Source organism: Myroides profundi (genome assembly GCF_000833025.1).
Classification (GTDB): Bacteria; Bacteroidota; Bacteroidia; order Flavobacteriales; family Flavobacteriaceae; genus Flavobacterium; species Flavobacterium profundi_A.
The window spans coordinates 177675-200606 of record NZ_CP010817.1 but is presented as its reverse complement, the minus strand read 5'-3'; the positions used below and the strand labels follow the sequence as shown (position 1 = coordinate 200606).

Here is a 22932-nt window from a genome sequence, read left to right as displayed (position 1 = left end):
AAAATATCTTTATTTTCAACTTCTTCTCCTTAACTATTTCCCCCAATTAGCTTTCTCTTCTTCACTCCACAAATCTGGAAAAAATATGCGCTTCTGATATTGTGGCAGCATATACTTTTTCCAATCACTTCCTCCAGTAGCTTCTTTTGTCTCTCCTGGATTACTTTCAAGATACTTAAGTGCAGCTTCATAGTGCCCCATTACCCATACAACATTAACTGTTTTATCGAAATGACGCATTGCTTCTATTAACCCCTTATCTGATTTGGCTTCTAGGGGTAATTTCACAAATTTCTGCCATAAATTTGTTTTTTCATAATCTTTCATGGCTTTAACAAAAGTTTTACAATACCTATTCTCAAACTCTTTCAATAGATATGATTTCTCTCCTGTCTTATAATCCTTACCAGCTGCCTGCCAATACATATATTCTAACGCCTCTTTTTCAGAAATATTTTGCGGTAAATCTTTTACAAATCTCTTATCAATTAAATTAATCCAATCTGTACAACCAAACTCAATTAATCGATACTGACTACTCTGAAACCCACTTGCTGGGGCTAACGTATTTCTAAATTTTAAATATTGCTCCACTTCCATCCCGTCCTTCATAATCGTAAATGAAGACGTAAGCATATCAAAATAACGACTTATTCTAGCTAATCGCTCTTTAAAAAACTCCACTGTTAGGCTTTCATCACTACACTCACTTACTTGATTCAATTCCCACAGTATCATTTTAAACAATAGTTCATTTACTTGATGATACATAATAAAAACCATCTCATCGGGCAAGACAGTTCTCTGAGTTTGGAGATTCAGCAATGCATCTGTTTGGATATAATCCCAATACGTAATAGGTTTAGCATATAACATGCCTTCTATTTGAGTCTCTGCTTTAATTCCTAAATCATTAAAGCGATCCACAACCTCAGAGAATTTTTTATCGATCATACTTCTGTTAACTATTTACTTTACGAACTCTAGCTTCGTTACTAAATTCTTATATTCCTCTAAATCAGCCTTAAGAGAACCCACCGCAAGACTCGCTTTGATTCGAACAGGTACTTTATTTGCATCTGCACTTACCCATACTGTCAAACTTTCTTTCTCTTTAAACACACGACCAGCCATCACATAAGGACGAAACTTTAAAGTTTTCAATTTACCAAAATTTGTCTTTAAAACTTCCTCTCCTAGATATTTTAATTTAAATTTAAATATTTCTCCATCGAAGAACATATCTATCTCTACAGACTCACCTACTTTCAGATCATTTAACCCAGGATATTTACGTAAATAATAGAAAGAAGACACTATATCTTGCACATTTTTAGTAACCGTAAATTGCTTCTCTGTCTTCTTCTCATAATCCTTTACAGTGACTTTCATATTCTTGTAGTTAAACCAGCCTTCTTGGTCCTTCGTATAGCCACCTTCATCTATTTTTCGAATAAAACGATGAGGAATCACCTCTTTCTTTTCAAAATAACTCTCGTAGTTATCATATACTTTAAAAAACATTTTAGGCACACCTGTAGTATAGCCAATTCCTTTAGCATGATAGACAGGGACACCATTCTGCACAGTATCTGTCAAACGCAAAGTAGCGATACCAGCATTTAACAACCCATAACTAATTCTAAATTTCAGGAGTTCACCTTTATCAAAAGCCTTCACAGAAGATTGTGAGTACAGAAAACTTGTGGAAAATATAAACACAAGTAATATTAGAAGATTCTTTTTCATATTGGTTGTTTTTTATTCAAAAATAGCAAACAAAAAAACCCAGCCAAAGAAATGACTGAGTTTTTATGCTATTAACCAACCAAAAAACTATAAATTATGAAAAATTTATTACACTCAAATAAAGCTTATGACGACCTTATTTTTGCGAGTGCAAATGTATAGCTTTTTACGGACTATTACCATCCTAATTGGTTTTTAACTTTTATTTAACCAAACAGCTCTCTAAAAGACCTGTTTTAATATTTAATTAACTGAATCTTAAAGCGTTCCCCTTTTCTCTTGTTCACGCTCTATTGACTCAAATAATGCCTTAAAGTTACCTGCACCAAATCCTCTAGCTCCCATTCTCTGAATAATTTCGAAGAATAAAGTCGGTCTATCCTCTACTGGCTTCGTAAATATCTGTAATAAATACCCTTCTTCATCTGCATCAATCATGATACCGAGCTTCTGAAGTTCTTTGATATCTTCTTTCATCATATCCATATGTACCCCTAGTCGAGCAGGAATCATATCATAATATGCTTGTGGTGGAGCAGATAAAAACTCAACACCTCTTTCTTTCATAGCAGCTACAGTCTTGATGATATCATCAGTAGCTACCGCGATATGTTGTACTCCAGGACCATTATAGAAATCTAAATATTCTTCTACTTGTGATCTTTTCGCTCCTTCCGCAGGCTCATTAATAGGGAATTTAATACGTCCATTACCATTAGACATTACCTTACTCATTAATGCAGAATACTCCGTATTGATTTGTTTATCATCAAAAGATAAGAAGTTTACGAATCCCATCACATCCTCATACCATTTCACCCAAGTATTCATCTCATTCCATCCCACATTACCTACCATGTGATCTACGTATTTTAACCCAACAGGTGTAGGATTATAATCACTTTCCCATTTTTTAAACCCTGGTAAGAATGTACCTGTATAATTTTTGCGCTCTACGAACATATGTACTGTCTCACCATACGTATAGATACCTGCACGCACTACTTCACCGAACTCATCTTTCTCTACAGTAGGCGCCATAAATGACTTAGCACCACGACTAGTTGTTTCTTCATACGCTTTACGAGCATCTTCTACCCATAACGCTACCACTTTTACACCATCACCATGCTGTACGATATGGTTATTTAACTCTGACTCTGCCGTTAAAGGTGTAGTCAACACTATTCTGATTTTATCCTGTACTAATACATAAGAAGCTCTATCTCTTACTCCTGTCTCTAATCCAGCATAAGCTAAAGATTGAAAACCAAAAGCTGTTTTATAAAAGTGAGCTGCTTGCTTAGCATTCCCGACAATAAATTCTACGTAATCTGTTCCTAATAGAGGCAAAAAATCTTGCGCTCCTTCAAATATTTTTTCTAAGCCAAATTCAACTGACTTTACTTCTTTACTCATAATATATAGTTTTTATAGGTTGTTGTTTGATTGTTATTTCTCAGGTTCTAACCATGATTGGTAATATTGTTCATCTGCTATCTTCATCGCCTCCTCTGTTACCATAAGAGGTTTAAAAGTATCTACCATCACTGCCAACTCTTGTGTCTCAGTCTTACCTATCGAACGCTCTGCCGCACCAGGATGTGGTCCATGAGGTATACCTGCAGGATGCAGAGAGATATGACCTGGAGCAATATCATTACGACTCATAAAGTCTCCATCTACATAATACAATACCTCATCACTGTCAATATTACTGTGATTATAAGGTGCTGGAATAGAATCAGGATGATAGTCATATAAGCGAGGCACAAAAGAACACACTACGAATGCATCTGTCTCAAATGTCTGATGCACTGGTGGTGGTTGATGAATCCTACCTGTTATTGGTTCGAAGTCATGAATAGAGAGCGAATAAGGATAATTATAGCCATCATATCCCACAACATCAAAAGGATGTGTAGCATAGACCATCTCAAATATCTCATCTTGCTTTCTTACTTTAATAAGAAAATCTCCTGTCTCATTAAAAGTTTCTAATACATCAGGACGTCTGATATCACGCTCACAGAATGGAGAATGCTCTAATAACTGTCCAAACCAGTTGCGATAGCGCTTAGGTGTATAGATAGGACGTTTAGACTCTACGATAAATAGCCTGTTATCTTCAGTATCAAAATCAATCTGATAAATAATTCCACGAGGTATCAGCAGATAATCTCCATACTTAAAAGTAAGGTTACCTAGCATCGTACGCAATGTACCAGTCCCTCTGTGAATAAAAATTAATTCATCAGAATCCGTGTTTTTATAAAAGTAGTCTCTTAATGATTGTTTAGGTGCCGCTAATACAATGGTACAGTCACTATTGGTCAAAACTGCTTTTCGGCTTTCTAAATAATCATTCTCAGGAGCTACCTGAAAACCACGTAAACGATAAGATTGAATATGATTAGACTTTGCTATTTTAGGCGCTACACTATACTGTCCTAAAATCTTCTTTACCTGAGTAGGTCGATGCTCGTGATACATATTGGTATACATACCGTCGAAGCCAATTGTACCAAACAATTGCTCATAATATAAGTCCCCATTTTCCTTGCGGAATACGGTATGACGTTTAGGGGGAATACTCCCTAAATGATGATATAAAGGCATAATTACTTAATATTTTTGGTTGGTGATTCAGATTCCTGATTAAACAAAAAGAATAGACAACGTCAGGTATACAAGGCAATGCATCTAAAGATATCTTTTGAAGTCAACCTCAACAGAACTGCCAGGTCAAAATGTATAGACAGGTGTAGCTATAAAAGTCATAATAAGCTACTACGCTATATACACTAGGGGTACATTACAACATTTGGCTAATGTTTAATTAGGAATAATATAAAAAGTAAAAGTGCTCACTCAGGCTTGCGCTTGATGAGAAACTTTAAATAAGCCAATAAACCGCCCCATTGTGTTTTCATAATAACACAAATATCGAAATAAAAATGAATTATACAATTTTTTGTCCAAATATATTTTACATATCAACAACAAAACACAAATTAAACACACATATCAACAAACAACACTTTCACATTATGAGGGAATAAAAAAGCGGGTATATTAAAACTGTGAGTTTTAACATACCCGCTTTGATATGATCTAATACATCTAGAACCAGAATCCTACTGAGAATATAGTATAAGTACTACCTGTCTCTGGAGAATAAGTAAACTTAGCTTCTATAGGCCCTATCATCGTTTGCATCCCATATCCTACTGCATATCCAGAATACTTCGCCTTAGTGAACCAATCAGAGCTCGAGAAGATCTTCTCTCCAGCATTCGCATAATTAGCAGTAAAATTAATATGGTGCTTCTTAAATATTTCATAATCAAAAGTAATACCTCCCATAATGAAAGAGTCTCCTCCTATACCTAATAATTCATATCCAAAGAAAGGAATAACATTATCTCTATCCGCAAATCCATAGCCTCCTAAAGCATATCCAAATCCAAGACTTGGAGTACTTCCTATCACGGTTCCTAATCTAGATTTGATATCCACTGCTAACTTATCTGTGATACGCGTAGCATATCCTATCTGTCCTGTCAGTGTCGAAAAGTTATCAAAGTCATGTGGAACATAATTCGCATTTTCTGTTGAATAAAAATAGTTCTTATACTCTCCCTTAAACAAAAAACCTTTGCGTGGGAAATATCTGTTATCATAAGTATCCATCGTCACATTCGCAAATCCTCCTAAGTAGTGATTCCTATCAAATTTAGAATTAGGCAAGTTTAATGTCTTACTTCTAATGTCTAAGAAACGATGTTCAAAACCGATGTTCAACAAATACTTCTGCTGATAAAAAGTCTGGAAGTATAACTTGTTTTCTAAATCTGCATAATCCACTCCGAATTTAGAAGGTGCATTCTCTATATTTATTTCACCTCCACTTGTCCCTACTAACATTGCGTAAGGTAAATCTCGACTAAACTGATTATACCTAGAAGAAACACCTACACTCCAGTAAAATCCATTATCAACAAAGTAATTAAAGTTATAACGTACATTATCTCCTAATGCCAAATCTAATGACGCCACATCACTCTTCGTGAAAAGGTGCTTCTGAGTAACGTTGACTAATGCTGCTGCCTTATATAACCCATCATAGTGCACTCCTAGTTTCAGATAACGGTTAACAGGATTCTCTACTAGTTCCATCTTCATCTTATCCTTATCTCCATCAGCTTCGAACTTATAGGTCATACTACTAAAGTTTTCAGTACCGTTTAGCTGTGTAATACCATCTGCTAATTGGTCAAAAGAAATCTTAGTATTCGGCTTAAACCCTAACTTACCGTGTACGTATCTTCTCGTATACTTATTCAGCCCTTTAATATCAATGTCTGTTATCGCAATAGAATCCGATTGTTTAGGTAAGAAATGATCTTTAGCAACATCCTTATTTCCTCCTAATAATTTTAAATCAACGATAACTTTATTCGCAGCATCTACCCCTCTTTCTATAATCGGCTTTCCTTCGTCAAATGATACCACAGTATAACCAACAATATCAGGCTTAATGTATACATCTGTCTTAGGAAGTTTACTCTTCATCTGATTAATCGTAGAGTAATTTGATATCTGCAATAGTAAATCAGGCGCTCCTTCTATCTGTTCTATTGTTTTAAGGTCATCTTGTACATCTACCCCGATAACGATATCAGCCCCCATAGCTCTTAACTGATCAATTGGATAGTTATTAACCACCCCACCATCTATTAAATGCTTGCCATCTATCTTCACTGGAGCAAATAATGAAGGAAACGCCCCACTAGCTAAAATAACCTGTGGTAAATACCCCTCTTTTAAAACAACTCCTTCTCCTGTCTCTAAATCAGTCGCTATACATAAAAACGGAATCTGTAGCTCACTAAAATCTCTAACATGACGAACGTGAGCTAATAGCTTATTCATCAAGTTATAGTTGTACATTCCTCTTGATAAAGCTTTAGGAAACCCAATTCTAAACTTATCGAAAGGCAATGTCAGTGCATAGATCTCATCATTCTTCTTCTCATAAAACGATTTAGATATACGAGGGATATAATCCTTAATCAAAGCCGAAACATCAATACTATTAAAAATAGAATCCAACTCTGTAGCAGTATATCCTGAAGCGTATAACCCTCCTACGATAGCCCCCATACTCGTACCGGCTATATAATCCACCTTCACACCTTCTTCTTCTAATACTTTTAGCACTCCGATATGAGCTAATCCCTTAGCACCACCTCCACTTAGTACCAAACCTACTTTTGGTCTATCTTTCTCTCCCTCTGAAGCATAACTATTTGATGCTAAAAGGATAGAGCAAAATATTAGTAATATTATTCTATGCATCACTATGTTAATTTTTCCTCTAATTTACTTGAAAAAAATCAAATACAAGCTTCCCTTTTGACTTTCCTATTACTTTTTCTAAGTCTTCTAAGCTAGCTTCTTTAATTCTCTTCGTTGATTTAAAATGATTCATCAGTGTCGTTTTTGTTTTCTCTCCAACACCACTGATCCCATCAAGCTCACTTGTTATCGCGTTCTTACTGCGTTGGTTTCTATGAAATGTCAACCCAAATCGGTGTGCTTCATCTCTAAGGTGTATGATCACCTTCATCGTCTCAGATCGCTTATCTAAATACAAGGGAACACTATCTCCTGGATAGAAGATTTCTTCTAATCGCTCTGCCAAACTGATAATAGACACCTTCCCTCTAATCCCTAATCGCTCAAGGCAATTAACTGCTACACCTAACTGTCCCTTACCTCCATCTATCACAATAAGATCAGGTAATGGTTGTCCTTCTTCTATCACACGCTTATAACGTCTATACACGATCTCTTCCATCGTATCATAGTCATTAGGTCCTTCTACAGTCTTCACATTGAAGTGGCGGTAATCTTTCTTACTAGGTTTTCCGTCTTTAAAGACAACACAAGCAGACACGGGATTAGTCCCCTGTATATTCGAGTTATCAAAACACTCTATATGGCGTGGCTCTACATGCATACGCAAGTCCTTCTTCATCTGTGTCATGATACGGTTCACATGACGCTCTGGATCCACTATCTTAATCTGTTTAAGTTGATCTATTCTATAATACTTAGCATTGCGCTCTGATAAGTCTAGTAATTTCTTCTTGTCCCCAAGCTTAGGAACAGTCACATGTATCCCTTCTTGCACCTCAACATCAAAAGGAACAATAATCTCTTTAGAATTCAAGTGAAAGCGCTCTCTTAATTCCGTTATCGCAAGCTCTAATAACTCCTCATCTGTCTCGTCTAACTTCTTCTTCAACTCCATCGTATGCGAACGAATGATCGCACCATAAGACACTTGTAGAAAGTTAACATAAGCAGCTCCTTCATCCGAGATGATAGAGAACACATCCACATTGCTAATCTTAGAACTAACAATAGTAGACTTAGACTGATAATTCTCTAACAGATCTATTTTATCTTTTACCTTTTGTGCCTCTTCAAATTCCATATTAGAAGCCAACTCCATCATATAATCCTTAAACTCCTTTAGACTCTCTTTAAAGTTTCCTTTCAAGATATCTCGGATAGCTCTGATCTTATTGTCGTATTGCTTATCACTCTCACGCTCTTCGCATGGCCCACCACAGTTGCCGATATGATACTCTAGACATACCTTATACTTCCCACTACTTACATTACTAGTCGTCAAATCTAGATTACACGTGCGCAACGGATATAATTCTTTAATTAAATCAATCAATGTATGCACAGTCTTGATACTCGTATAAGGCCCGAAGTATTCTGATCCATCCTTCACCATACGACGTGTAGTAAACACTCTCGGAAAAGGTTCTTTCTTAATACATATCCATGGATAACTCTTATCGTCCTTTAGCAATACATTATAACGTGGCTGTAACTGCTTAATCAAGTTATTTTCTAGCAGTAATGCATCTGTCTCAGTAGGTACAACGATATGCTTTATCGTCACAATCTTCTTCACCAACACATTTGTCTTGGCGTTATCATGTATTTTATTAAAGTACGAACTAACCCTTTTCTTTAAGTTTTTAGCCTTACCTACATACAGTATCTTATCATCCTTATCATAGTATTGATATACTCCTGGCTGATCTGGTAATGTCTGTATCTGTACCGCTAAAGAAGGTGAAACCTGCATAAGTAAATATTATACTCACAAAAATACTAAAACTATTTCCTTTGCTAAAAAAACTGTTCAGTTTATGTATTTTGTTGTAAATCCACTATGCAAATTATACTTTATTACAAAATATAAAAACCTAAAAAACAACAAACTAAATACTACAATTTTAATCCTATATACTTATCTTTGTCTCTCAGTTAACTAAAACTCAATTATTATGAAAGCTAGATATATTCAAGATAGTGAAGGCAAAACTACAGAAGTTTTTATTACTATAGAAGATTGGGAACAAATCAAAAAGACACATCCAGAAATTGAAAACTTTGATTATGAGCTCCCTCAATGGCAAAAAGACATTTTAAACGAAAGAATTAAAGATCTTGACAATCCTCAATTGTTACATCCTATAGAGGAATTACTTAATAGTCTAGATGATTAATGCCTTACACAGTTCTATATCACATAAATGCTAAGAGTGATATCACTTCTGCCAAGTTGTGGTATAAAGATAAACTCTTAAGTTTAGAGAAACGTTTTGTAATTTCTATCAGAAAAACAATTAACCAAATCACAACCAATCCTCTTGCTTTTGAAGTAAAATATAGAGATCCTAGAATAGCTTTTACCCCCACATTTCCATACGGTATTCACTATCACTTTAATTCTAAAACGAATACTATAACTATTCTAGCTGTACTTCATACTTCTCTAGCTCCTAACTATTAGTATTATCATTGCACATAAGCTACTCTACACAATAAATAGTCGGCGAGCTATTAAACCCTTTGTTATAAATATACATCCTATGACATGCAGGACATTTCACCACTATAGTCATTTTACTATAAAGCTCTTCAGTATCAACTAAACCACTATAGCTGTCATACTCCACATCCGAGATCATTAAATACTGATATAGGCTCGGTATCTCACTAAGCTTTATTACTTCATTACATTCACACTTCAACTTAGGCATACTATATCATTTTTTAGTTAATAAAAGTCTAAACACAACCACATCGCCTCCTTCTTAAAGGTAATCTCATACTGTTGACCATCAGTAGTACAAACAACCATATTAACACTATCTTCAACTACACTGATGGACAATATATTACTTATGACAGCGAGATTAGCCCTTAGCCCCTCATTCTTTATAGAACAATCTATTTTATTCTTTACTTCATCCCATTGCTCTATAACTAATATACAAGAGCTATTTATTTCTTCTCCCTTTATACAATCATAATAACCATCAAAGCTTAACTCTATACGTTTCTTTTTATTATCATATACAAACTTTGTCACCTCCTTATCTTGAAAGGCACACAACAGTTTATCGTTCTCGATTAAGTCAATCTTTTGCTCTTTTAACCAATCAGCATAGTCATCAACAAAACCTTCAAAATACTCTTGTTCAAAATTGATATCTGCATTCATCTGTACTAGGAGACTCATAAATTCTTTATCCATATAATAAGATGGTATAATCCCGTAGTTTATATCCGCTATTACATCTAACTCCATCATTAAATCATTCTCTTGAATATACTTACTAATAATATCCACTTTTGTCCCAAAACTTTCTTTGAACAAATCTACTAATGGTGCTAAGTCTCTTGTTATTAAATTATCAAACTCATATTGCCAACAAGTCTTCTTACGTCCTAAACTGTATGGATATTGTGTTGTATCATCACCCTTCAACCAAAAATTAGTAGGACTAATACCCACTAATTCTGAAAAACGTGCACTATCTAGCTTATCCCCTGTAACAGTAACAACAAGCTTTAAACAAGTCGGATACTCTTCTTGGTTCAGTGTCAAGAAATAATTAAGTTTTGCACAATAACTTCCTTTTTCTATTGCTTGCTTAAAATAACCTCTTGCTCTAGTGATATTATTCTTAACACCATCATGACTACTAATGAGAGTACCTATTCCATTATACCCATCTGCATATCCCAATTGCCCCGCTCTAAAATAAAAGTATAAACTTCGAAAACTATACTTATTTGGTTCTTTATCATTAGCTTCATCATAATATAATGCAAGATCATAATACTCCTCACCTGTATTAGCTCTAAATGCTTTTTCGCGCTTTTCTAATTCCTCTTTTCTAGTCATACTGCCCTAATTTGTTATACAACATTCCATACCTACCATTACTATCAAAATAAATCTCATCATCCATATCGTCATCACCATTATCCATACGACAGATATAAGATTCAAATGAATATCTCTCCTTAACAAGATCTAACCTACACTTTAGAATATCTAATCTCTCTTTATCTGTCCTTCCTTCAATGTCTCCTAAAGCGAAAAACATCAATAACTCTATCTTATCTTCATCTTTAGTAATATCTACAAATAAATTGGGAATACAGTACCCATCAAAGACAAGCTCTTCTACACCAAAACCAAAATTCAGATAAGTAGCCTGATTCAACATATCTATATCAAAGTGCATTGCTTCTATCTCAACGTTGTCATATATCACACAACTAAAATTACGAAACTTTTCTAATAACAATGGCACGAGCTCTAACTGTCTCTCTCGAAACGTCCCATAAAATACTACATCAATTAATTCTGCTGACTGCATAATAACTCTTTTAAGTTTAGCCCTACGACAACCCGCAGACCCCATTTTTACATATTTTAATCTGGAACATTAAAAACTAATCAAACACCGAGTCTAACACCCCATAAACTTCTTCGCTACACTTAAATACTAGAGTACGACTACCTTGTATCTGTATAGATACCCTCCCCTTATGATAAACAAAGTTCACATCCTTTAGATCAATACTCCCTTTTCCGAAATAGCGTCCTTTCCCGATATGATAAGTCAAGCGTCTACTGCTCTTTGAGATAAAAAGAGTACCACATTCTTCACCACCTTTCAGGATAAGAAAAGAGACTGCTTCATCATTCACACTAGAGTGGATTAATTCATAACTACCGAATAAGTGACTGAGTCCAAACACCATTATTATCTAATTTAAAACACATTAAATGTACTCATTTATCTTGTTACAAAACTCAATTATTCAAACATATAGCTCACGTTATCGCAGATTTGTAATACATGCCTTTATTTACTGTGACACGCAAAATATTGCGTCTCTACTTGCTAGCGTGGACTTGTAACCCATGTCATGTATCACTTGGCGAGGATTTGTAATACATGCCTTTATTTACTTTGACACGCAAAATATTGCGTCTCTACTTGCTAGCGTAAGCTTGCAACCCATGCCATGGGTCACTTGGCGAGAATTTGTACTACGTGACTTTACTTACTGTGACACAAAAAATATTGCGTCTCTACATGCTAGCGTGGACTTGCACCCCATGCCATGTATCACTTGGCGAGGATTTGTAAGAGATGTCTTTACTTACTTTGACACGCAAAATATTGCGTCTCTACTTGCTAGCGTGGACATGCAACCCATGCCATGGGTCACTTGGAGCGGATTCGCTGTCGTTGACACGTCTCTCCCTATCATCCCAATATGCTCCCTAGTTGATAGGCTAGTGATAGGCTTATTTATAGCACTTTTTAGCCGAGCACATGCCCATCACATGCCGACCACAAGCCGACCACCCCCGAAAAAGCACTAAAAACACCACTAGTAACGATTTGTCTCTTTCGATTAAAACACGAATGCGAAACTTTTAATATCTTCACAGTTCCAAAATTGTTAGAAAGATGACTATACTAGATGAAACAATACATCCCGGTGAAACCAAGACTTTAAACCTTGAAATCGCAAGATTACACACAGCTACTAAACTAAAAATACCTGTTATCGTATCCAGAGCTAGACTAGACGGTCCTACCGTATTACTCTCTGCTGGACTACATGGTGATGAGTTGAATGGGGTGGATATCGTACGTCAGATAGTACATCGTGGAATGAATGTTCCTAAGCGAGGTACGATTATTTGTATCCCTGTGATTAATATATTTGGGTTTATTAACCAATCTAGAGAGTTCCCAGATGGTAGAGATATGAACAGGGTATTCCCTGGTAGTAAGACTGGTTCACTAGCAGGACGTTTTGCCCATTATCTCGTGAACTATATCTTGCCTCATGTAGATTATGCTATCGACTTTCACGCAGGAGGTGCAAGTAGATTTAACGCTCCTCAAATCAGAATCGCTCCAGAAAACCTAGAGTTAGAAGAGTTAGCGACTATCTTTCACCCACCTTTCTTATTGTACTCAGCACAGATAGCTGGTTCTTTTAGAAATGCGTGTGCTAAGAAAGGTATCAAAATGCTATTATTCGAAGGAGGAAAGTCCTTAGATATTAACTCTGATGTATCAGAAATGGGAGTAGAAGGTACGAAGCGATTCTTACACTCTTTTGATATGTTGAAAGATGAGTTTAGCATCTGTCCTCCTAAAGAAGATATGACCATCATCACCAACTCTATTTGGGTACGTGCTAAGCGCTCTGGGTTATTACACGATCAGGTAAAAATAGGTTCGTACGTAGAGAAAGGAGCTGTATTAGCAGAGGTATCTGACCCGTATGGAAAAGAAAACACAACAATCAAAGCACCGAATGCAGGCTATGTAATCAATGTAAATGATGCTCCTATAGTCTATCAAGGAGATGCAGTATTTCACATCTCAAAAACATTAAAAAAATGAATAAAGAAGAATTAAGATTAAAATATAAAGCCCTTCGTGATAACTTAGACTTAGATAGAATAGATGACCTCAGTTTAGAAATCGCAAATCAAGCACTACAGTTACCAATCTGGGATAAAGTGAACTACCACCTGTTTCTAAGTATTCGAAATAAAAAAGAAATAGATACAGAATACCTACTGCAGATATTAGCGGGTAAGGATAAGAATACTATCTTATCTAAATCTGACTTCAAGGAGGGGACATTGTCACATTACCTCTTGACGGATAACACTACGATTAAAGTCAATAGTTATGGTATTCCTGAACCTATAGACGGCATTCAAGTAAGCGAAAAACAGCTTGATGTAGTCTTCATTCCCTTATTAGCTTATGACAAACAAGGAAATAGAATAGGCTATGGCAAGGGATTCTACGATAGATTTTTAGCAGAATGCAAACCCAATGTGATCAAAGTGGGCTTGAGTTTCTTCCCACCAGAAGACCATATCAGCGATGTGAGAGAAGGAGACATACCTCTTGACTATTGCATCACACCGACAGAAGTATATCGATTTTAACACATATAGAACGAGGCAATATTGAGGTATTGTCTCGTTCTTTTTATAGGTCTATTTGAATACAGACACCTTGCTATTAGCCTTCTATCAACAGTTAAAACTAAATTAGGATTAGTGAGTTAAGGAAAATATTTTTATGTTTATTAAAAATATTAACCAATGATCAAAAACACTATCACCTTACTTACACTTTCTCTTGTAAGTTTAGCATGGGGACAGCAATCACCTAAATTTGCTTCTACCCCATCACTAAGCCCTGATGGAAAGACTACTTACTTTAGCTATAATGGCGATATATGGCAAGCTCCAACAGCTGGTGGAGAAGCTCTAAGAGTAACTGCCTTAGAAGGCAACGAGACTAACCCTCGCGTATCTCCTGATGGAAATTGGCTTGCATTCTCTTCTGACCAATACAGCAACAGAGATGTATTCTTAATGCCTCTAACAGGAGGACAAATCACACAACTTACTTACCATCAAGCTTCTGAAGATGTAGAGAGTTGGAGTTGGGATAGTAAGACGATTTACTTTACTTCTAATGCGAATAATAACTTTGGTTCTTATGCTATAGATATCAAGGGTGGTACTCCTAAACCACTGTTTACAAACTACTTTAATAATACAAATGGATTAGTTGTTACTCCTTCTGGTGAATACTTATTCACTAGCTCTATGGAAAGTGCTAGTCAGACTACTCGTAAGCGTTATAAAGGAGAGAACAACCCAGATATACTAGGTTATAATCCTACGACTAAGGCATTCAAATCTTATACAGATTATGAAGGAAAGGATTTTAACCCTACAGTAGATAAAAATGGGAAGATATACTTCATCTCAGACGAGAACAATGGTAACTATAACTTATACACCTTCGAGAATGGAAAGAAAGTAGCCTTGACGAACTTCGATACTTCTATCAAGAAACCTTATGTGTCAGCTGATGGTAGCAAAGTCGTTTTTGAGAAAGATTATATGATTTATGTGCTTGACACAGCTACTAAGTCTATAACACCTCTAGCTGCTTCTGTAAACACGAATAAAGCTATCGAGAAAGAGCAGTCTTATGCTGTAGAAGAGAATATGGAATACTTCGATGTATCTCCTGATACCAAGAAGATTGCATTCGTTAGTCGTGGGATATTATTCGTATCGGATATCGAAGGAAAATTCGTACAAGCAGTATCGGATGGTAAAGAACGTGTAATGGAAGTAAAATGGTTAAAGGACAACAAGACGCTACTATACAGTCAGACTTATAAAGGATACCAAAATTGGTTTAAAAGACCTGCTGATGGCAAGGGAACAGTTACTCAATTAACTTCTGATAATCGCAACAACAGAGACATTACTTTAAATAAAGAAATGACTAAAGCTGTATACCTAAGTGGTAGAGATGAAGTGAGATTATTAGACTTGACGACTTATACTTCTAAAGTAATAGTGAAAGACGAAATATGGGCATTCCAAAACTCTACACCTTCTTTCTCTCCTAATGGCGAATATGTACTATTCACCGCTAAGCGCAATTTTGAAGAGGACATCTTTGTTCATCATATCGCAAAGAATGAGACAATTAACTTAACGAATACAGGTGTAGCAGAGTCTAGTCCTTACTGGTCTCCTAGTGGGAAGTATATCTACTTTATGAGTGATAGACTTAATCCTTCTTATCCTCTAGGGATGCAAAACCCTAGTATCTACCGATTCTCTGTAGACTGGCAGACAGATGCATTTAAGTCTGATCAGTTTGACAAACTATTCGTAGAAAAGAAAGAGGAGGATACAAAAGATACTAAGAAAAAGGACAAAAAGAAAAAACAAGAAGATACCCCAAAAGTGAAATCTATTAAGATAAACACAGAGGGACTGCTTGACCGTATAGAGCAGGTAAGTGACCGTTTTGGTAACCAATATAATCCTATCGTATTCGCTGATGATAAAAAAGAGGTAGTGTTCTATAACACGAATCAAGAAAACGGAAAGGGCAATTTATACAAAACAGTTTACGAAGACTTCGAAGATAATAAAAGCGAGAAAGTATTCGATAAACGCGCGAATCAGTTACTTCAACGTGACAAAAAAGTATATGCACTAATCAGTGGTAATATCTATAGTTTTGAGTTAAGTAAAGGAAAGCCTGAGCAGATTAAAATCAAACACAGCTTTACTAAAAACTTGGCAGATGAGTTTAACCAAATGTATTATGAGACATGGGCAGGTGTAGAGGAGAATTTCTATGACGAAACTTTCCACGGTATAGATTGGGATAATATGAAAGAGCAATTCGCTCAATATCTACCTGATGTTAATAGCAGAAATGACCTGCGTATCTTACTGAACGATATGTTAGGAGAATTAGGTTCTTCTCATTTAGGGTTTAATTCGTCTGGAAGTGAAGAAAAGACAAAACTGAGCTACAGATCTTATGAGACTGGTATCGTATTCAATACGGATAAGCCTTATCAAGTAGAGCGCATCGTACGTAAATCTCCTGCTTATGCTACAGACATAGACATTAAACCTGGAGATGTATTAACCAAAGTGAATGGGCAGAAAGTAGATGAGAAAGCGAATAGAGATACTTATTTCACCTTCGCTAATAGTCAAGAAGAAATCAGCCTAACATTCAATAGAGGAGGAAAAGAGATTAATACGAAGCTGCATCCTATCTCTTTTGGAGACATGAAGTCACTACTGTATGACGAATGGATTTATACGAATAAACAACGTGTGAACAAGCTAAGTGATAATCGTATCGCATATACGTATATGAAGAATATGACTTCACCTGAGTTAGACAGATTCTTACTAGATATGGTAGAACAAGAGGCTAATAAAGAAGGTGTAATCTTAGACTTGCGTTATAATACAGGAGGAAATGTACATGATAAGGTACTGAACTTCTTATCTCAAAGACCATATCTACAATGGAAGTATAGAGAAGGCAAACTAACTGTACAGAGTAACTTCACCCCTAGTGGTAAGCCAATAGTATTGCTTATCAATGAATCGTCTCTGAGTGATGCTGAGATGACTGCTGCAGGGTTTAAAGCCTTAAAACTAGGTAAAATCATCGGTCAAGAGACCTATAGATGGATCATCTTTACTTCTGGTAAGAGCTTAGTAGACGGCTCATCATATAGATTACCATCATGGGGTACTTATACAATGGATGGGCAGGACCTAGAGAAAACAGGTGTTGCACCTGATATCTATGTTAAAAACACATTCGTAGATAGATTAAATGACAATGATCCTCAATTAGAGAGAGCTGTTCAAGAAATCTTGAAAGACATTAAATAATACAGTAAAGGCTTCCCTCGGGAAGCCTTTATATTTTTATAACTTAGTCTATAGTGCACACTTCTACTCTACAATACACTTAGAGATTGATTTAAGCAACGAATGATCTACATCTAACCCAATCTCTATATATAAAAAAAGGCTCCCTAAAAGAGAGCCATATTGTTAGTTTTTAAAAACTTTTTTACTAAATACGATTAAGATACCTACTCCTACTGATATAGCTACATCCGCAATATTAAAAATAGCATTGAAGAAAGTAAAGTAGTTTCCTCCCCAGATAGGTAACCACTCAGGTAGATATCCTTTCCAGATAGGGAAATAGAACATATCTACTACCTTACCGTGAAACCAACTACCATAAGGCTGATCTGAGAACATCGTTGCTATCTGCCCTGGTGTACTCTCATTAAAGATAACTCCATAGAATATCGAGTCAATAATATTACCTAATGCTCCTGCCATAATTAAAGCAATAGCTACGATAAGATAATTAGAAGCTTTCTTCTTGAAAGAATCATTTAACCACCATGCAATACCACATACAGCAACTATTCTGAATAATGTCAAAGCAAGTTTACCATAATCACCGGGTAATTCTACTCCCCAGGCCATACCCTCATTCTCTATAAAATGAATGCGAAACCAATCAAAAACGACTATCTCATCATTTAATAAAAAATTAGTTTTAATATATATCTTCAATAGCTGATCTAGTATCAATACTATCAAAACAAGTAGGTAAGCTCTCTTTAACGACATTTTTCTTTATTTACAAGGAACAAATGTAGTTATTTTATCACATAAAAAAAACGCTCCTAATGGAGCGTTTTTAAATTTATTAAAGATTAACGTTGCAGATTCTTTGCCTCGATACTCATAGTAGCATGCGGAACTAATTTCAATCTTTCTTTATCGATTAGTTTCCCTGTTACTTTACATATACCGTAAGTCTTGTTTTCAATACGGATTAATGCATTTTTTAAATCACGAATAAACTTCTCTTGACGTATTGCTAACTGAGCATTCGCTTCTTTAGACATTGTTTCGCTTCCTTCTTCAAACGCTTTGAATGTAGGTGATGTATCATCTGTACCATTATTCAAATCATTCATATAGGCGCTTTTAATTAATTCTAAATCTGCTTGAGCTTTCTCAATCTTAGCCGATATTAACACCTTAAATTCAGCTAAATCTGCATCAGAATAACGTACAATTTCACCTACTTCTTTCATAATTTTAATTATTTTAAAATTAACACTCGCGTTTTTAGCTCATCAAACTCTACATCTACACCCTCGCTCAACTCAGTCACGAATTCTAATGTGTGTGTTAGTGTTTCAGACTTGATATAGTCCTCATTCGCTAAAACAGCCTCTTTTATTTCTTTTTCTTCTAGTATTTTTACTACAATCTTATCAGTAACTTCAAATCCAGAGTCTTTTCTGATGTTCTGAATTCTATTTACTAACTCTCTTGAGATACCTTCTTTTCTCAATTCAGGGCTGATAGTTATGTCTAATGCTACTGTTAGTCCAGCTTCATTAGCAACTAGCCATCCTTCAATATCTTGAGAAGTAATCTCAACATCTGCTACTGTTAAAGTAACACTTTTTTCTGATAGATCTAATGTAATCTCACCATTTCTTTCAAGTAATGCGATTTCTTCCTGCCCAAAACCTTGTATCTTATTCGCAATCAGCCCCATATCCTTGCCGAATCGTGGTCCTAATGTTTTAAAGTTAGGTTTGATCTGTTTTACTAAGATACCTGAAGCATCATCTAGTAATTCGATTTCTTTCACATTAACCTCCGCTTTGATTAGATCAGCGATAGCTAATATCTCATTTCTTTGGTTATCATCTAATACAGGAATCATTACTCTCTGTAGTGGTTGACGTACCTTAATCATTTCTTTCTTACGAAGTGATAACACTAATGAAGAAATGATTTGAGCTTTTTGCATTCTGCTTTCTAATGCTTTATCAACGAACTCTTCCTTAAATTCTGGGAAGTTAGCCAAATGTACAGATTCGAAACTTTCTCCATGTGTCGCTAAAGTTAAGTCTCTGTAAAGTTTATCCATAAAGAATGGAGCAATAGGAGATCCTAATTTAGCTACTGTTAATAAACAAGTATACAATGTTTGGTAAGCTGCTATCTTATCTTGTGCATATTCACCTTTCCAGAATCTTCTTCTACATAGACGAACATACCAGTTACTCAAGTTCTCTGTAACGAAATCTGTAATCGCACGAGCTGCTTTCGTTGGCTCATACTCTGCATAGAATTCGTCTACACGCTGTACTAAAGTATTTAGCTCTGATAAGATCCATCTGTCTATCTCAGGTCTTTCTGCTAATGGAATGTCTTTCTCTTCGTATTTAAATCCATCAATATTAGCATATAACGCAAAGAAGTTATAAGTATTATATAATGTCCCGAAGAACTTTCTTCTTACTTCTGTAATACCATCAAGGTCAAATTTCAAGTTATCCCATGGATTCGCATTCGAAATCATATACCAACGTGTAGCATCTGGTCCGTGCTCAGCTAATGTATCGAATGGATCTACAGTATTACCTAAACTCTTAGACATCTTCAATCCGTTCTTATCTAACACTAATCCGTTAGACACTACATTCTTATATGCTTTAGTATCAAATACTAATGTAGCAATAGCATGTAATGTATAGAACCATCCACGTGTCTGGTCAACTCCCTCAGCGATAAAGTCTGCAGGATATGATTTATTATTGTCTATTAAGTCTTTATTTTCAAATGGATAGTGCCATTGTGCATAAGGCATAGACCCAGAATCAAACCAAACGTCAATTAAGTCTGACTCACGACGCATAGGTTTACCAGAAGGAGATACTAATACGATATTATCAACTACATTCTTATGTAAATCAACTTTATCATAGTTCTCTTCACTCATATTTCCTACTACGAATCCTTCAAAAGGATTAGCTGTTTGGATACCAGCAGCCATAGATTTATTAATCTCATTCATTAACTCTTCTACAGATCCTACTACAAGCTCTTCTGTCTTATCCTCAGATCTCCAGATAGGTAATGGAATACCCCAGAAACGAGAACGAGATAAGTTCCAGTCATTTGCATTCTTAATCCAGTTACCAAAACGTCCTTCTCCAGTCGCTTTAGGCTTCCAGTTCACTTCTTCGTTTAATTCGAACATACGCTCTTTTACCTCAGTGATCTTGATAAACCAAGAGTCTAATGGGTAGTACAATACAGGTTTGTTCGTTCTCCAACAATGTGGGTAACTGTGAACATACTTCTCTACTTTGAACGCTTTGTTTTCTTCTTTTAAACGAATAGCTATTTCTACGTCTACAGAGCGCTCAGGTGCTTGTCCTTCATCGTAGTATTCATTCTTCACATATTTACCTCCTAAGTCACCAAGCTCTTTAACGAAACGACCTTGTAAGTCTACTAATGGAACTGGGTTCTCATCAGCGTCAAGGATAAGCATAGGTGGTACTTCTGGTGTAGCTTCTTTAGCCACTTTAGCATCATCTGCACCAAAAGTAGGAGCTGTATGTACGATACCTGTACCATCTTCTGTAGTAACGAAGTCTCCAGAGATTACTCTGAATGCGTTCTCAGGATTTTGGTATGGTAATACATAAGGCAATAACTGCTCATACTTAGCTCCCACTAAGTCAGCACCTTTAAATTCCTTAACTACGAAGTAAGGAATCTTTTTATCACCTTCTTTATATGCGTTTAATTCTTCTTCTGTTTCTACAGCTACGAACTTACCTGCGAACTGCTTACCAACTAATGGTTTACCTAATACTACATTAATCGCCTCACCTGTATATTGGTTAAACGATTTCACTAATACATAGTCAATCTTAGGACCTACAGTCAATGCTGTATTCGATGGTAATGTCCATGGAGTAGTCGTCCAAGCTAAGAAATGGATAATACCAAATCCTTTTAAGAACTCTGGTAATGTCTCATCAATAGCTTTAAACTGTGCTACGATAGTTGTATCTGTGATATCTTTATATGCTCCAGGTTGGTTAATCTCATGTGATGATAGACCTGTACCTGCTTTAGGAGAATATGGTTGGATAGTATAACCTTTGTATAACAAGTCTTTATCATAGATTTGTTTTAACAACCACCATACTGATTCCATATATTTAGACTTGTATGTCACATAAGGATCGTTCATATCTACCCAATAACCCATCTTCTCAGTAAGGTCATTCCATAGATCTGTATAACGCATTACAGTACGCTTACACGCTTGGTTGTATTCTTCTACTGTAATTTTAGTTCCGATATCTTCTTTCGTGATTCCAAGTTCTTTCTCTGTACCTAACTCTACAGGTAGTCCATGCGTATCCCATCCAGCTTTACGCTTTACTTGGAACCCTTTTTGAGTTTTATAACGACAAAAAATATCCTTAATAGCACGAGCCATCACGTGGTGAATTCCTGGTTTACCATTTGCTGAAGGTGGGCCTTCGAAAAACACGAAAGGTTTATTATCCTCTCTAGTACTAATACTTTTTTCGAATATTGATTGTTCTTTCCAAAACTCTAGCATCTCTGATGCTACCCCTGACATGTCAAGATTCTTATATTCTGTAAATTTAGTGCTCATCGTTATTATTATAATATTTTTTAATCAATTTTGCGAATTTAAACAAATTACTCCAATATCTCCCTAATTAATTGGTAGGAAAAACATTAAAATATTTAGTTAGAGAAGACTTCCTTTAAAACCTCTAGAGAATTGGGCTTTCTGAAGTCGTTTAGGTGCTGTTCATAATAACTAATTATCATGGTTAACAGCCTCTTTCGATCCTTATTATTAAAGATTTTTTGGTCACTAGAGAAGCCTAATTCAATCAGTTTTCTAAACAAAAAAGTCGGTTCTTCTTCAAAACAACATGGAGAAAAGTAATCTGTAAACACCCCTTCTTCCCAGTTAAAATAAAGCTTACTTCTACCCTCTAATGCAGGGTAAAAACCAAAGTACTTCGTCAATTCTATCATCAGAATCAAGTGGAAATTAGCTACCTCATCATGGGTATCAAACCACAGCAAAGCTGCTTCCAAAAAAGTAAAGAAATCCTTATCTACAACAGGCTCTCTAAATACAGAGTGCAATACTTCTCCGATAAAGATAGCTATACAATTCTTGTTATAATTATAATAGATATCTTGATATACATGAGCTGTTTTAACCTCCTTAAAATACTCTAGCCCTCCTTTATTCTTATAAACAAAGTCAATATCTAATATCGTCAAGGGTTGAAAATAAGCTATTTTCTGTGCAGACTTCCCTTTGGCAAAAGCATTGCGAACAAAGAAACTCACCATACCTGCCTCTTCTGTAAAGCACTTTACGATTAAGCTCTTCTCTTGATATTTTAAAGCGCTAAGTACAATTGCTTTAGTCTTTATCTGCATCTATTCTCTTTTAATAATCTAAAATACGTCTTCTT

At 35.6% G+C, this 22932-nt stretch carries 19 protein-coding genes; 5 read left to right on the top strand and 14 right to left on the bottom strand.

Translation table 11 applies throughout. The features are described 5' to 3' along the window. Positions 1–33: 33 nt before the first annotated feature. From MPR_RS00880 to uvrC, 6 genes are all read right to left on the bottom strand, one after another. Positions 34–954, bottom strand: coding sequence for a tryptophan 2,3-dioxygenase family protein (locus MPR_RS00880; protein ID WP_041888411.1), 921 nt, complete (start codon positions 952–954; stop codon positions 34–36). 15 nt (positions 955–969) lie between these two features. Next, positions 970–1749, bottom strand: a complete 780-nt coding sequence (locus MPR_RS00875; protein ID WP_041888409.1) for a DUF3108 domain-containing protein — start codon at positions 1747–1749, stop codon at positions 970–972. 258 nt (positions 1750–2007) lie between these two features. Continuing rightward, positions 2008–3168: a 4-hydroxyphenylpyruvate dioxygenase gene (gene hppD / locus MPR_RS00870; RefSeq protein WP_006262560.1), complete on the bottom strand. Its 1161-nt coding sequence runs from the start codon at positions 3166–3168 to the stop codon at positions 2008–2010. A 33-nt stretch (positions 3169–3201) separates the two neighbouring features. After that, complete coding sequence (locus tag MPR_RS00865; protein ID WP_041888403.1) at positions 3202–4368, bottom strand: homogentisate 1,2-dioxygenase; 1167 nt, start codon at positions 4366–4368, stop codon at positions 3202–3204. Between the two features lie 504 nt (positions 4369–4872). Then, a complete protein-coding gene (locus MPR_RS00860) occupies positions 4873–7110 on the bottom strand; it encodes a patatin-like phospholipase family protein (protein WP_041888401.1) in 2238 nt (745 codons plus the stop codon). Between the two features lie 19 nt (positions 7111–7129). After that, a complete protein-coding gene (gene uvrC / locus MPR_RS00855; protein ID WP_041888399.1) occupies positions 7130–8926 on the bottom strand; it encodes an excinuclease ABC subunit UvrC in 1797 nt (598 codons plus the stop codon). Positions 8927–9128: 202 nt separating this feature from the next. On the opposite strand from uvrC, the gene MPR_RS00850 reads away from it, so the two are divergent. After that, complete coding sequence (locus MPR_RS00850) at positions 9129–9350, top strand: addiction module component CHP02574 family protein (protein WP_041888397.1); 222 nt, start codon at positions 9129–9131, stop codon at positions 9348–9350. Next, on the top strand, positions 9350–9637 hold the full coding sequence (locus tag MPR_RS00845) for a type II toxin-antitoxin system RelE/ParE family toxin (RefSeq protein WP_041888396.1): 288 nt from the start codon (positions 9350–9352) through the stop codon (positions 9635–9637). The genes MPR_RS00850 and MPR_RS00845 overlap by 1 nt, the downstream gene beginning before the upstream one ends. Before the next feature lie 19 nt (positions 9638–9656). On the opposite strand, the gene MPR_RS00840 is transcribed toward MPR_RS00845, so the two are convergent. The 4 genes from MPR_RS00840 to MPR_RS00825 all read right to left on the bottom strand — a co-directional run bounded on the left by MPR_RS00840 (position 9657) and on the right by MPR_RS00825 (position 11907). Beyond that, on the bottom strand, positions 9657–9887 hold the full coding sequence (locus tag MPR_RS00840; RefSeq protein WP_041888395.1) for a DUF8617 domain-containing protein: 231 nt from the start codon (positions 9885–9887) through the stop codon (positions 9657–9659). A 17-nt stretch (positions 9888–9904) separates the two neighbouring features. Next, positions 9905–11038 carry a DUF4279 domain-containing protein gene (locus tag MPR_RS00835; RefSeq protein WP_041888393.1) on the bottom strand — a complete coding sequence of 378 codons (1134 nt, stop codon included), beginning with the start codon at positions 11036–11038 and terminating at the stop codon, positions 9905–9907. Then, a complete protein-coding gene (locus MPR_RS00830; RefSeq protein ID WP_235280492.1) occupies positions 11031–11519 on the bottom strand; it encodes a hypothetical protein in 489 nt (162 codons plus the stop codon). The genes MPR_RS00835 and MPR_RS00830 overlap by 8 nt, the downstream gene beginning before the upstream one ends. 76 nt (positions 11520–11595) lie before the next feature. Beyond that, positions 11596–11907 (bottom strand): hypothetical protein, encoded by a 312-nt coding sequence (locus tag MPR_RS00825; RefSeq protein WP_041888389.1) that lies wholly within the window; start codon positions 11905–11907, stop codon positions 11596–11598. Between the two features lie 719 nt (positions 11908–12626). Here MPR_RS00825 and MPR_RS00815 point away from each other — a divergent pair. The 3 genes from MPR_RS00815 to MPR_RS00805 all read left to right on the top strand — a co-directional run bounded on the left by MPR_RS00815 (position 12627) and on the right by MPR_RS00805 (position 17440). Next, the gene (locus MPR_RS00815; RefSeq protein WP_006257760.1) at positions 12627–13577 is read left to right on the top strand and encodes a succinylglutamate desuccinylase/aspartoacylase family protein; all 951 of its coding nucleotides are present in this window, start codon (positions 12627–12629) and stop codon (positions 13575–13577) included. Then, positions 13574–14137, top strand: a complete 564-nt coding sequence (locus MPR_RS00810; RefSeq protein ID WP_041888385.1) for a 5-formyltetrahydrofolate cyclo-ligase — start codon at positions 13574–13576, stop codon at positions 14135–14137. The genes MPR_RS00815 and MPR_RS00810 overlap by 4 nt, the downstream gene beginning before the upstream one ends. Before the next feature lie 159 nt (positions 14138–14296). After that, positions 14297–17440, top strand: coding sequence for a S41 family peptidase (locus MPR_RS00805; protein ID WP_041888383.1), 3144 nt, complete (start codon positions 14297–14299; stop codon positions 17438–17440). A gap of 165 nt (positions 17441–17605) precedes the next feature. Here the strand turns inward: MPR_RS00805 and MPR_RS00800 are convergent, their stop codons facing one another. The 4 genes from MPR_RS00800 to recO form a co-directional block, all read right to left on the bottom strand. Next, complete coding sequence (locus MPR_RS00800) at positions 17606–18202, bottom strand: lipoprotein signal peptidase (RefSeq protein ID WP_006257764.1); 597 nt, start codon at positions 18200–18202, stop codon at positions 17606–17608. 86 nt (positions 18203–18288) lie between these two features. Continuing rightward, complete coding sequence (locus tag MPR_RS00795; RefSeq protein ID WP_006257765.1) at positions 18289–18675, bottom strand: TraR/DksA family transcriptional regulator; 387 nt, start codon at positions 18673–18675, stop codon at positions 18289–18291. An 8-nt stretch (positions 18676–18683) separates the two neighbouring features. Then, entirely contained in the window at positions 18684–22085 is a 3402-nt protein-coding gene (gene ileS / locus MPR_RS00790; RefSeq protein ID WP_041888381.1) for an isoleucine--tRNA ligase, read from the bottom strand. 95 nt (positions 22086–22180) lie between these two features. Continuing rightward, positions 22181–22897, bottom strand: a complete 717-nt coding sequence (recO, locus tag MPR_RS00785; protein ID WP_041888380.1) for a DNA repair protein RecO — start codon at positions 22895–22897, stop codon at positions 22181–22183. Positions 22898–22932: the final 35 nt, after the last annotated feature.